Source organism: Allobosea sp. TWI1241 (assembly GCF_039673065.1).
In the GTDB taxonomy this organism is placed as follows: domain Bacteria; phylum Pseudomonadota; class Alphaproteobacteria; order Rhizobiales; family Beijerinckiaceae; genus Allobosea.
This window is the reverse complement of the sequence record NZ_JBDJKW010000001.1, coordinates 112124-124178: the sequence shown is the minus strand read 5'-3', so window position 1 is coordinate 124178 and position 12055 is coordinate 112124. Positions and strand designations below refer to the sequence as shown.

General features: G+C 66.9%; 14 protein-coding genes. 6 read left to right on the top strand and 8 right to left on the bottom strand.

Going from position 1 to position 12055, the window contains the following annotated elements; all coding sequences use genetic code 11:
- Positions 1 to 221: 221 nt before the first annotated feature.
- The 4 genes from ABE438_RS00650 to ABE438_RS00635 form a co-directional block, all read right to left on the bottom strand.
- Complete coding sequence (locus tag ABE438_RS00650; protein ID WP_346500216.1) at positions 222 to 1010, bottom strand: ATP12 family chaperone protein; 789 nt, start codon at positions 1008 to 1010, stop codon at positions 222 to 224.
- Positions 1011 to 1055: 45 nt separating this feature from the next.
- On the bottom strand, positions 1056 to 2516 hold the full coding sequence (locus tag ABE438_RS00645; protein ID WP_346500214.1) for a methyl-accepting chemotaxis protein: 1461 nt from the start codon (positions 2514 to 2516) through the stop codon (positions 1056 to 1058).
- A complete protein-coding gene (locus tag ABE438_RS00640; protein WP_346500212.1) occupies positions 2513 to 2833 on the bottom strand; it encodes a hypothetical protein in 321 nt (106 codons plus the stop codon). The genes ABE438_RS00645 and ABE438_RS00640 overlap by 4 nt, the downstream gene beginning before the upstream one ends.
- A 133-nt stretch (positions 2834 to 2966) precedes the next feature.
- Positions 2967 to 3965 (bottom strand): P1 family peptidase, encoded by a 999-nt coding sequence (locus ABE438_RS00635; RefSeq protein WP_346501014.1) that lies wholly within the window; start codon positions 3963 to 3965, stop codon positions 2967 to 2969.
- 180 nt (positions 3966 to 4145) lie between these two features.
- On the opposite strand from ABE438_RS00635, the gene ABE438_RS00630 reads away from it, so the two are divergent.
- Together ABE438_RS00630 and ABE438_RS00625 are read left to right on the top strand one after the other, a co-directional pair.
- A complete protein-coding gene (locus ABE438_RS00630; RefSeq protein ID WP_346500211.1) occupies positions 4146 to 4781 on the top strand; it encodes a Spy/CpxP family protein refolding chaperone in 636 nt (211 codons plus the stop codon).
- 162 nt (positions 4782 to 4943) lie between these two features.
- Entirely contained in the window at positions 4944 to 5660 is a 717-nt protein-coding gene (locus ABE438_RS00625; protein ID WP_346500209.1) for an MgtC/SapB family protein, read from the top strand.
- 63 nt (positions 5661 to 5723) lie between these two features.
- Here ABE438_RS00625 and ABE438_RS00620 read toward each other — a convergent pair whose 3' ends face one another.
- The 3 genes from ABE438_RS00620 to ABE438_RS00610 form a co-directional block, all read right to left on the bottom strand.
- Complete coding sequence (locus ABE438_RS00620) at positions 5724 to 6014, bottom strand: hypothetical protein (RefSeq protein WP_346500207.1); 291 nt, start codon at positions 6012 to 6014, stop codon at positions 5724 to 5726.
- A 141-nt stretch (positions 6015 to 6155) separates the two neighbouring features.
- Positions 6156 to 6398 carry a hypothetical protein gene (locus ABE438_RS00615; protein ID WP_346500205.1) on the bottom strand — a complete coding sequence of 81 codons (243 nt, stop codon included), beginning with the start codon at positions 6396 to 6398 and terminating at the stop codon, positions 6156 to 6158.
- A gap of 128 nt (positions 6399 to 6526) precedes the next feature.
- On the bottom strand, positions 6527 to 6829 hold the full coding sequence (locus tag ABE438_RS00610) for a DUF982 domain-containing protein (RefSeq protein WP_346500203.1): 303 nt from the start codon (positions 6827 to 6829) through the stop codon (positions 6527 to 6529).
- 336 nt (positions 6830 to 7165) lie between these two features.
- Here ABE438_RS00610 and ABE438_RS00605 point away from each other — a divergent pair, with 336 nt between their 5' ends.
- Both ABE438_RS00605 and ABE438_RS00600 read left to right on the top strand, forming a co-directional pair.
- Complete coding sequence (locus ABE438_RS00605; RefSeq protein WP_346500201.1) at positions 7166 to 8638, top strand: tyrosine-type recombinase/integrase; 1473 nt, start codon at positions 7166 to 7168, stop codon at positions 8636 to 8638.
- Positions 8639 to 9046: 408 nt separating this feature from the next.
- The gene (locus ABE438_RS00600) at positions 9047 to 9625 is read left to right on the top strand and encodes a recombinase family protein (RefSeq protein ID WP_346500199.1); all 579 of its coding nucleotides are present in this window, start codon (positions 9047 to 9049) and stop codon (positions 9623 to 9625) included.
- Positions 9626 to 9642: 17 nt separating this feature from the next.
- Here the strand turns inward: ABE438_RS00600 and ABE438_RS00595 are convergent, their stop codons facing one another.
- Positions 9643 to 10569 carry a hypothetical protein gene (locus ABE438_RS00595; RefSeq protein ID WP_346500198.1) on the bottom strand — a complete coding sequence of 309 codons (927 nt, stop codon included), beginning with the start codon at positions 10567 to 10569 and terminating at the stop codon, positions 9643 to 9645.
- 301 nt (positions 10570 to 10870) lie between these two features.
- On the opposite strand from ABE438_RS00595, the gene ABE438_RS00590 reads away from it, so the two are divergent.
- Positions 10871 to 11101: a hypothetical protein gene (locus ABE438_RS00590; protein WP_346500196.1), complete on the top strand. Its 231-nt coding sequence runs from the start codon at positions 10871 to 10873 to the stop codon at positions 11099 to 11101.
- Complete coding sequence (locus ABE438_RS00585; protein WP_346500194.1) at positions 11098 to 11415, top strand: hypothetical protein; 318 nt, start codon at positions 11098 to 11100, stop codon at positions 11413 to 11415. The genes ABE438_RS00590 and ABE438_RS00585 overlap by 4 nt, the downstream gene beginning before the upstream one ends.
- Positions 11416 to 12055 lie beyond the last annotated feature (640 nt).

The window sequence follows — 12055 nt, the reverse complement described above, 5'->3', positions numbered from 1 at the left end:
GCGCGCCTGCTCCTGTCTCGCCGCTGCTGATCGGGGCGCCTGTCCCGGTCTGACCGGCCATTGCGGTCGCGCCTGGCGTGCCGGCTCTGTCTCATGGGGGGAGGCGGCCGGCGATCCGGCTGCACGGCGTAGCGCTCTCGCGCTTCAAGAGCCCGACCATAGGCCTCTTCCCAGCCCGAGACGGATTGCCGTCTCGCGGGCCTGGCCGTCTCTGCCTTGGCTCAGCCCTGCGCCAGCAGCAGGGCTGCGGCGTCGAACTCGGTGCGGCGTGCGGCACGGCGTTCGGCCGCTTCCTCGTCACCACCCCAGATCTCGCTCTGATAATCCTCGTCGAGATGGGCGGCGTCCCAGGCGGCATCGGGGGCAATGAGCCCCTCGGCCATGGCGAGCGCCAGAATGGCCGAGCCGGTCAGCGTCATCACCGCATGCGCGCCGGCCAGCGCGAGCGGGCCGGGGATCGTGCCGGCGCGGCGCGCCACCGCTGACAGAACCGGCTCGGGCTGCGCCGCGAAGACGATGCCCTGCGCCATGACGAAGCGCGCGCCGAGCCGCGCCTCGAGCGCGGCGATGATCGGATTCCAGACCGCGTCCTGGCGCGCGACCAGCGCCTCCGGCTCGCCGCTGCGGTAGCAGAGCGCGTCGCTGCCGGCATAGCGGACGATCTCGTCGCGCACCGCCTGCTGCTGGTCTGCGACGCCGTCGATCGCCGAATTGACCAGCCGGGTCAGCGGCATCCGGGCGGGATCGATCTGGCCGTCCTGCGCCTGCCATTCGGCGGCGAGCGCCTCGGCGACGGGGCGCGAGGTGACGGCGAGCGGCCGGCGCGCCGGCGTGCGGGCTGTGCGGCCGTCGAGCGCGACATGGAACAGCCCGTCCTGCTCCGAGACGGCAGCCTGCGCGTAGAAGCGCTTGGGCAAAGCGTTTCGCATCGCCAGCTGGGCGGCGGCGACGGGATCGGGCTGGCGCTGGCCGGCAGCGCCGAAGCGGGCAAGGAAATCGTCGGTCGACATGGCGCCGTCATAGGCCTCCGCGGGCGCGGGGGGAAGAGCCGCGTCTCAGGCGGCGTTGCGGATGCGCTGCAGGAAGCAGCGGACCTGGTCGTCGAGCTGCGAGGCCTGGGCGGCGAGGTTGTCGGCCGCCTCGGCGACGAAGCCCGCGGCCGAGCCGGTCTCGTTGGCGATGCCGGTGACGCGGCGGATGGCCTCGGAGGCGCCGGCCGCCTCGCTGGCGGTGACGCGGATCGTGCCGGCGATGCCGGAGGTGGCGTGGTCCTGCTGGATGATCGAGGCGGCGACCGAGGCGGAGACGCTGTTCAGCGAGGTGATCGACTGCTCCATCACCTCGATGGCGCGCACCGCCTCTGTGCCCGAGCCGCGGATCGCCTCGATGCGCTTCTGGATGTCGGCGGTGGCCTGGCTGGTCTGGCCGGCCAGCGCCTTCACTTCCTGCGCCACCACGGCGAAGCCCTGGCCTTGCGCGCCGAAGCGGGCGGCCTCGATCGAGGCGTTGAGGGCGAGCAGGTTGGTGCGCTCGGCGATGGTCGAGATCAGGCTGACGATCTGCCCGATATCCTCGGCCTTGAGCGAGAGCTGGTTGACGGTGCTGACGACGTTGCGGGCATTGCCCGTGGTGAAGGCGACGACGCGCGTGGTGGCGCCGACCTGCTCGCGGATGTCGGCGATGGCGTCGGCGAGGTCGTTGGTGGCGACCGTGACCGCCGAGACGGTGTCGGAGGCCTTCTCGGCCGAGGTGCCGGCGGCGCGCGCGCCCTCGTGGACGCGGTTGGCGCCGTCCGACATCTGCCTTGCGGCGGTGCGCAGCGGCTCGACCGAGGCGTGCACGTCGCTGGCGATGCCGGCGATCTCGCGCTCGAGGTCGTCGGCGATCTCCAGCACCAGCTTCTGGCGCTCGAGCGCGGCGTGCAGCGCGCTCTCGGCGAGGTCGCGCTCGGCCTTCTCGGCGATGCGGCGCGCCTCGTTGGCGCGGCGGTTCTCCAGACCGGCGGTGACCAGCGCCGATTCGAGCATGTGCACCAGCCAGGCCAGCGCGGCGCATTGCGGCACGACGATCGCAGCGTGGAGCAGGACGCGGCGGCCGTCCGGCCCGCCGGGGAAGACGCCGTCGGAATAGATCAGGTTGAGCCCGGCGTGATGCACGGCGATGGCGATCGCGGTGGTGACGAAGATGCGCCAGTCCAGCCAGCCGGCGAGGATCGCCAGCACCGCGAAGAAGCTCATATGCATGTCGGGCTGGTAGGGATGGCCCGCCACGACATAGAGCACGACCATGACCTGGCCGATCGCGGCGAGCGCGCTGACCTGGCGCGTCACGGCGGCCGGGCCGCGCAGCATCCAGAGCAGGGTCGATATGAGGGCCAGCGTCACCGCGGCGCCGATCAGGTCCCAGCGCTGGGCGTCGACGGCGCTGGCCGCGGCCGCAACCAGGGCGGCCTGCAGCCAGAGCAGCATGATCACCAGGCGGCCGAACCGGGCACGGAAATCCTCGACGAGCGTCATGAAGGGCTCCCGGAGCGAGGCGAAATGTCGGCGCAGAGACGCGCCAGGCTGGCGTCGAGCACGAGCCAGGCTCCGGCGGCGTAGAGGCGGTCGGCATAGTCCGTCTGCGGGCCCTGGCTCACCACGATCGGGCGGCTGTCGCTGAGGCCCATGATCGCGCCGCCGGCGGTGGCGACCGCGCCGGCCATGGCCGCGTCGCTGGTGCCGGGCGAGAAGAGCGCGACGACGGGGCGTCCCTCGACCGGTCTGGCGGCGAGCAGCAACAGGCCCGCGGCCATCGCCGATCCCACCACGGTGCCGAACAGCAGTTCCCGCATCCAGCCTCCGTGATCGCGGCCGGCGCCGGCGGGCGCCATCGGGCTGCGGCGTGGAGAGTCGGGACGCCGTCAGGCCGTCTCAATCGTTACCGGTCAATGGTTTCGTAATCCTTTCTGCGGCAAAGGATCCGGTTCAGCCGCCGAAACGATCCTTCCATGACGGCTGCGCCCCGGCAAAGGGCAGCGCAGTCGCCGCATAGACCCCGCGGGCGACCGCGCGGGCGAGCACGTCGGCCGCGGTGGCGCAGAGCTCGGTGAGGGCGAAGGCGTCGGAGGGGGCGCCGCTATAGCCGGTTGCCGCGGCGAAGACGACGTCGCCGTCGAGCGGGGCATGGACCGGGCGCAGCGCCCGGGCCAGGCCGTCATGCGCCGCCAGCGCCAGTCGCTTTGCCTGCGACTTTGTCAGCGTCGCGTCCGTGGCGACCAACGCGATCGTGGTGTTGGCGCCCGGCCCGCCCTTGAAGCGCAGCGCCAGATCGTCGGCCGAGAGCCTGGCCGGTGAGCCGCGCCCGCCGAATTCGTCGTCGAGCTCATAGGGCGCCGCCCAGAAATGCGGGCCGTCGCCGATGGTCGCGGTGCCGACCGCGTTGACGGCGACGAGCGCGCCGACGATCTGGCCGGTGGCGGCGCGGGCGCTGGCAGAGCCGAGGCCGCCCTTGAGATTGGCGACGGTGGCGCCGTGGCCGGCACCGAAGCTGCCCAGCGCGAAATCGGCGGAGGCCTCGGCCGAGGCGGCCGCCGCGAGCAGCCGGTGCGGCGCCTCGCAGGCGCCGCGCGCCCAGGGCTTGTCGCCGCCATTGGCGAGGTCGAACAGGATGGCCTGCGGCACGATCGGCACATGGTAGCCGGCGACCGGGAAGCCGCGCCCCTGCGAGGCGAGCCATTGCATCACGCCGTCGGCTGCGCCCAGCCCCCAGGCGGAGCCGCCGGACAGCACCACGGCATCGACATGGTCCACCGACATGCCGGGGTCGAGCAGCGCGGTGTCGCGGGTGCCTGGCGCGCCGCCCAGTACGGCGGCGGAGGTGATGGTCGGCTTGTCGAACATGGCGACGGTGACGCCGGTGGCGGCGGTGCTGTCCTCGGCATTGCCGACGAGGATGCCGCGGACATCGGTGATGAGGTTTCGCAAGGTCAAGGCGGGATCATTCCTGGAACTTCGCGCCGCCGGGCGCGTCTTGCCAACATTACGATCTTTTCATGATGGCGCCATAGCCGGGAGAGGATCGCGAGCCCACCCTCATGCCCATCGCCGACGGTTTCGAGACCCGCCGCGCATCCCCGTCCCGCGGGACAGCAATGGAGATACCGCATGAAACGCCTCGCCATCCTGCTGGCATCCGGTGCGGCCGCCGTCACCGCGACGCTCGCCATCGCACAGCCGCAGCCGATCCCCGGCGCCAAGCCGCCTCCGCCGCCCCATGAGCGCAGCGAGCGCGGCGACCGTGACGACTGGCGCGAGCGCCGGGCCGAGCGCGCCGAGAAGCGCATGGACGAGCGTCTCGCCCGCCTGCGCGAGGATTTGAAGCTGACCCCGGAACAAGCGCCGCTGTTCGACAGGCTGGAGGCCGAGCTGAAGCGCGGCATGAAGATGGCGCAGGAGAGCCGCGCCAAATGGCGCGAGCAGCGCGACCACATGCGCGACGCCGACGTGATGGAGCGCATCGACATGCGTGCCGCCCGCCTTAGCGAGCGCGCCGAGCGCAGCAAGGCTTTCGCCGACGCCGCGCGCCCGCTCTGGACTACGCTCAGCGACACGCAGAAGACCACCGTGCGCCGCGCCTTCCGGCAGGTGATGCACGAAGGCCGCGGCAAGATGCGGGAGATGCGCGAGATGCGGGGCGGCTGGCACGAGCACCGCTACGAGGACCGTCGCGGCCGCGGGCCGCGCCATGAGCGCGACCGGGATCGCGATCGCGGTTATGACGACGACGGCGGTCGCGACTGAGGCTGTCGCCCAGCGATCCATCGATAAAGCATCGCAGGTTCGACGGCCGGGCGTGTTGCCCGGCCGTTTTCATTGATCCGTCACGCTCCCCTGCCTATAGCCGGCCAAGGCGGCTGGCGCGGAACGACCGTCTTGGCCGGCTACAGGAAGGGGAGCAGGCACGTGCGGTTCGTCCAGACCTTCGACTTCTTTCCCTTCCTCGACACGCTGGTGAGCCTGGCCTCGGCCTTCGTCCTCGGCGCGATGATCGGGGCCGAGCGGCAGTACCGCCAGCGCACGGCGGGGCTGCGGACCACGGTTCTGGTGGCAGTGGGCTCGGCCGCCTTCGTCGATCTCGCCATGCGCATCGCCGGCTCGACCGAGGCGGTCAGGGTGATCTCCTATGTCGTCTCCGGCATCGGCTTCCTCGGCGCCGGCGTGATCATGAAGGAAGGCATGAACGTGCGCGGCCTCAACACGGCCGCGACCTTGTGGTGCGCAGCTGCGGTCGGGGCCTGCACCGGCTCCGACATGCTGGCCGAGGGCGCGCTGGTGACGTTGTTCGTGATCGCCGGCAACACGCTGCTGCGGCCGCTGGTCAACGCGATCAACCGCATCCCGCTGCACGAGCGCCATTCGGAGGCGACCTATGAGGTGGTGGTGACCTGCGAGACGGAGACGCTGCCGGTGGTGCGCGAGGCGCTGGCGGAGCTTCTGGCGCAGGCGAGCTATCCGGCGGGGGACATCGTTGCGACGCCGCGCGGCGAGCGGCGCACCGAGATCGTCGCCAAGCTGGTCAACACCGCCGTCGACCCGAAGGAGCTGGACGCGGTGCTCGTCGCCATCGAGGCGCTGCCGGGCGTCACGCACGCCACCTGGGAAACCAGCACGGGCGGCTGACGGCCTGCCGCCGGCGCCGGCGGAAGAGGGCGGAAGGCCGCGATGGCCCTCCGCCGGGACGGTTCAGAACGAGCAGCCGAAGTCCTTGACCGCGGCCTTCATCTGCTCGGCGGTCTGCGTGCACATGCTCTCGAGATGCACCTTGGCCTGCGGCGACTTGCTCGCCTCGATCCAGCTGCTGCGCATCTGATCGAGCTGCTGCTTCATCGTGGCGCGATGCGCCTCCGGCATTTTCGGAACGCAGGCGTCGTATTTCGTCAGGAAATCGTCGCAGGACGCGATGCCGACGGTCTGCGCCTGGGCGGCGGAGGCGACGACGACGAAGCCCAGGGCGGCTAGGGCGTGCTTGATCATGGGGTGGCTCTCTCGTTCTCGTTGGCAGTAGCGGTCCCGGTCGGTGCGGCGCCGGCCGCGGGCGCTAGCGCCGCGCCGCGGGCTCCGATCTCGGCCCCCGCGGGACGCCGGGGGCACGGATCTTCTCTGTCGGCCGGCGGCTCAGCGCCACTGGCGGCCGTCGCCCTGCGGGGCCTGGCAGCCATAGGGCGGCAGCGACTTGCCGAAAGTCTGGCGTAGCCGGTCGCAGCCCCACTGGTTGATCGGGCCGGGCATGCGGCTGTTCAGTTCGATGCCGACCTCCTGATAGGGCGTCTTGGTGTTGGTGACGTAGCTGTACCACGCCCCGCCGACGGTGACGGCGGCGGCGAGAACCATGCCGCCGGCGATGATCAGGAACTTCATCGGTCTCTCGGTCGCTAAAGGCCGGCCTGCCGCTTAGGGGCGGCCGGGAAGAAAGGGAAGAGCGAATGACGCTCTCCCCTTGGCGCCGTCAGGGCGGGAATCGCGCGGCGGGCGTGAACTGCATGGGCTCAGGCTGCACGGCGCGGCGGCGAGCGCCGCGAAGCCGCGATCAGGCCTGCTTCCAGTGCGAGGATGCCGCGCTCCTGCGCCCAGGCGACGAAGCATGCTCTCGCCTCGTCTGTCGCTGTTTCGCCGCGCAGGGCAGCGAGGCAGGCCGCGGCGGCGGCCTCATAGGCGGGGCCGCGCCGCGACCGCGGCCAGTCGACGAGGACCATATGGGCTTCCATCGCGGTGCCGATCGCGGTCGGCCGGCCGAAGCTGGTCAGGACGACGACGGGATGCGTGAATTCATCGGAAGACGCGGATGCCATGGCCATATTCTCCTGGAGCAACATGGATGTGGATACGCGAAGCCAGTCTTCGCGGTTCCCGATGTTGTGCGGGACAGGCGGCTTTCAAGAGGGGCCGGCGGGCAGCGGGAAGGTCGGCGGCGAGTTGCCCTCACTCCGCGACGTGGCAACGAAAAAGGGACGGCGATCGCTCGCCGTCCCTTGTAAACTTGCAGGTCCGGGCGGATTGCCCGCCCCGTCCCGACCGATCAGCGCGAGTAGAACTCGATAAACGCTCACCCTAACTGCTTGATCCTATTGACGCATAAGGTCTTTTTGCTATGCGTGTGGGGTGAAACGTGTGGGGGAGCGTGTGGGGTGGCGAAGATCGCGGGATACCTTGAACAGCGCCGGCGGGGGTTCTCAGCAGTCGTGGACGTTCCCGCTTCAAAGCGCGGGGCGGTCGGCGCGAAGCGCCTGAAGAAGGGGCTCGGAACGCCAGACAAGCACGTTGCGAAGGCCCGCCTGCCGAAGGCGTTGCTGGAACTTCATGCCCGGATTGATGCCGCCTGCCGCCGTAACGCTGACACCGATCCCGTGACGGCGGAAGCAATGGCCTATCGGGAGCAGATGGAAAGCGTTCGGAAGCCGGGCGGATCGGTCTATCAGCCGGAAACCGTATGGGACCCCGCCACAGGCACCGAGCTTGTCGTTGAGGTGGACATAGCGGAGGACACAGTCCGAGAGACGATTGAAGCGCGGGGCGAGGAGATTGCCGCCGAGGAGGGCAGGGACCGGGCGAAGGCGTTTGCTGACATCGCGATGGGACGCGCGACTCCCCTGAAGCATCATGTCGAGACGTGGCTGTCTGAGCCGGGCAAGAGGGGCACGGTGCGTGCTCCACGGACCGTGATGGAATATCGCGCCATCCTTGACTCCTTCGCCCTTTGGCTCGGGGGAGAGGGGCTTGGCTCGACGGTCCAGAGCGTCACGCGGGTTGTGGCAGGGCGCTATGTCAGTTCCCTTCACAAGCAGAAGCTCAGTCCAGCCCGTATGCGGGACATCTTGGCTGCGCTCTCGACCTATTGGGATTGGCTGGCGGGCAAGGGGTTCGCTCCGAAAGGCGGCAACCCGTGGAAAGAACAGGACATCCCGAAGGTCCCGAAAGGGCACGCCCTCAAGGGGGTGTTCGATGACGAGACGGACGACGACGAGTTGCGCCCCTTCACGGATGACGAGTTGGTCACGCTCTTCACCAAAGCGCCGGATGCGGGGATGCGCGACCTTATGGCGCTAGCCGCCCTCTCGGGGATGCGTATCGCGGAGGCATGTTCGCTCACGGTTGGGCAATGCGCCGAAGGCATCTTCGACGTGCGGGGCACGAAGACGAGAGCGGCCCGCAGGAAGGTTCCGATCCATCCTGACTTGCAGGCGCTTGTAGACCGGAGGCGGGAAGGCAAGGGGCCGGAGGATTGGCTATTGGACGAGGCGGGCGAGCCGGACAAGTTCGGCAAGCGGTCCCCCAACATGAGCGCGGCCTTCTATCGCTTCCGCAAGCGTGTTGAGGTGGACGAGAAGGCACCGGGCAAGACGGTGTCGCTGGTCAACTTCCACTCCTTCCGACGCTGGTTCGTGTCCGAGGCGGTTAAGGCGGGGACGCCGGTGCATGTTATCAGACAGGTCGTGGGCCATGAGCAGCCGAGGAACGATGTCACGCTCGGGACCTACTTCAAGGGCGAACTGACGGAAGCCAAGCGGGCCTGCGTCGCGTCCGTGATGTTGCCCGCAGAGGCCCGGAAAGCGCTCGGCATAGAGGTAGGTGAGGGGCCTACGGTGTCGGAGGCGGCATAGACCCCCGGATGTTTGACGCAAAAATCTGAGCGCCCTTCTCGTAGGAGCGAGCGGCGATTTCCCCCCATACCTCTACGGCCATCCTAAGCTCCCGCTCGGCAACCGTTGAGGCACCACGCCCGCCCGTGGTGAGGTGACGGGGCGGCGGCCACCCTTCGCCCCCGAATGTGCCTTTCCCGTGCTGACGGGTGCGCCGTGCAGGCCCGCCTTGGGTGTCGCCGCTACATCCCTACCTGCCTGCGTCATCGGCCGTCCTTGCTCAGTGCCGCACGATGCGTGTCGTTCCGCAGGGCTTGCCCTAATGGACCGTTCCACATGGAGTCCATTTCGTTCCACATAAATGGTCCATTGAAATTCGGCGCAATGTCTAAGAGTCTATCGGAACGACAGTGCTCATGGGGACCCGTCATGCTCATCGGCTACGCCAGAACCTCGACCCTCGACCAGACAGCCGGCTTGGATGCTCAGCAGCGCGATCTTGCTGCGGCAGGCTGTGAGCGTGTCTATGTCGAGCAGGTGTCCTCCGTGGACGTAGGGGAGCGGCAGGAGCTTGCCCGCGCCCTCGACAACCTCCGCTCTGGGGATGCGCTTGTCGTCACGAAGCTGGACCGTCTCGCCCGCTCTATGGCTCACCTCATGGGTCTTCTCGGGACCATAGAGGCCAAGGGCGCAACCCTCCGCATCCTGTCCATGCACCTCGATACGGGGACACCTACCGGACGCCTGATGCTCAACGTGCTGGGAAGCGTGGCGCAGTTCGAGCGGGAAATCATGTTGGAACGTCAGCGGGAGGGCATCGCGAAGGCGAAGGCGGCGGGGAAGTACAAGGGCAGAGCACCGACCGCTAAGGCCAAGGAAGAGCAGGTTGCCGAATTGGCGGCGCAGGATGTCAGTCTGTCAGAGATCGCGCGGCGGCTCGGGATCGGCAAAGCCAGTGTTCACCGCATCCTGAAAGCTAGAAAGGAACCGGAGCCGGGCATTGTTTGATGCTGGGTGGATAAGGCTTATTCCAGCGGGCCAATGTGCGTGATGTCGTGGCGACGCTGCTTCTCATACACCGTGAACAACCCTCCTTGAAAACGTAGCCCCAAGGTAACGGGTAGGCCGATCTGCCCTGCTAACGGGCCGACCACGAGTGGGTTGTTAGCAGTGATGGCGTTTTTTACGTCTCTCATTGTGAGCATCAGCTTGTCAGCAAAGCGGACAATCCTTGTTGCTGAGCCGCTTCCCGAGAGCCCAAAGCCGGGGGCCATATAAACCTTGTCTTCGATAACAATGAACCCGTTCATACGCGCCTCGCGAAGACGCTTCGTCTCGTTGCCATCGGGCGGTTCACGCGGAGGACGTATTCCCTGTAGCTCGGGGACATCTCGTGGGCTTGTACGAAGAAGGGTTCGGATGAGGTCTTGATTAGTCCAAGAACCCTTGTGAGGTAGGACATCCAAGAGCACAGCGTAATTAGCTCTCACAAACGCGAACAGCAGATCGTCGCGCCGCCGAATGCCGCTAGAGGTGGAGAAAATCTCGCTAGTGTGAAAATGGCTGATCTGCCAATCATTGAAGAGCAAGTCTGCCTGATTGTCGTCTTTGCGCATGCGAACGCGATTGCTGAGCCACGGCGATACGTCGCCACCTGCCTCTAACACCGCAGCTATTCGACGCACCGCCGGGATGCGAAGTGCAGCAGCTTGCGCATTGGCCGACCAAATAGCTTTCCGGGGGCGCTGCGGTATCAGGCGGGCACGATAGTGCAGCCAAGCGTGCAACTCGCCTTCCATGTCGGACTTTGACAGGGGCCGGCCAAAGTCGCGCGAGATCAGGCCGGTTAGATCGTCGAGAGTTTCGTCAGTGAAATTCAAGGTGCGGCGGGACCTGTGGCGGGGCGATGATAGCACGTTCTCGGCCATATCATCCGCCACCTCCACCATCATCGAGCCTCCGCGACTTCCCCCAAGTCAGCGATGCCTGTTTCCCGTGCTGACGGGGTCACCGGAGACGATCTTTCCAGCCCCCTCGGCTACATCCCTACCGGGGAGCCCCAACCGCCCGCTGGCGATGCGCCCGGTAGCGTAACCTTCCCGGTTCCGGAACCTATCAACGCCGTGACTCGATAGGCGCTGATCGAGTCATAACTGTCATTGGACGGCTCTGACTCCGCCACGGCATGACATCTCCGGCCGCTCATTCTGCCGGGCCTGATTGTCAGCCCGCCGGCCGCCTTGGACTATCGCTATGCCTCGCTTCGGTTCCGTCTCGCTTCCCTTCCTCGGTCTCGTCACGGCTGACCGCCGCTCCCGCGATATGGGCCTCGGTCTCGACATCGACCGGCAGACCGGGACCACGGTTTGGCTGGGCCGGTGGGAGGTGAACGCGGACACGCCCGCCGCCTTTGCCCTGCCAATCCTCGCTCCCATTGCGATGCTGGCGGCCTTCCTGCCCCGCCTCTCGGGAAACCGGGGGTGACCATGAAGAGCACCTTGAAGGCGCTGCGGCCGCTAGCCATCCTCCTTGCTGCTTCCGGCATTCCTGCCCACGCCACGGCTCAAAGCCTTGAGCTATTCCCCTCTGTGTCTGAGCGGCAGCGACAGCAGGAGCGGGAAATAGCAAAGCTCAAGCAGGATATTTCGTCTCTCCGCCAAGACAGAGACACCCTTAGCAGCACGCTCATGAACACGTGGGAGGTTGTCATGGCGTTGGAGGCCGACATCAAGAAGCTGAAGCAGCGAGATAACACCATCGACATGCGAGTCCACGAACTGGAAATGAAGGCCCGCTAGTAAGTCTTCAAAGGGTTCACGGTCCCTCTGTCAGAAACATCTTCGGGAGCCCCTAGCGGGGCTCTTTCTCTTCGACCGGCCGGGAAAGTGCAGTCACTGCACCGATGGATTGATAGGTGCAGTCGCACTGCACTGAATTAACCCCCACCTCCACATAAGAGACGACATCTCTTATCGGGGGCTCAGTCGCGACAATCGACCGCCTATCGTTCATGACCATCATGGGGGGTAGGGGGGCTAGTCTGTTTCTTGAAGATACCCCTCTAGTTAGGCTGTATGGTTCTTCCCATTCCTCCCCTCCTTCATCCCCCTCCAATCAACATCCTTCTCTAGATGCAGCAGGCGGGGTGTCTGACATGCGTTCTCGGCGGGCGCTTCCGGTGCAGTCGTACTGCACTCAATTAACCCCCACTTGAAAGGGAAGAGCCCCCCGGTTCAGGTACTATATATCCAAGAGTGTTTCCTTTGAGGGGACGTTACGGTTTCCTCGGAGGGATCACCCTTATTCTTCCCCGCCTTAATAACCTTCCTTCTTACATCCTACGATGATGTTGATTGGGCGGGGGTGATGTCGTCCGCCCCTCCGGGCTGACCTCAAGTGCAGTCACTGCACCGATCCTCTCCAATCAATCCACGCCGG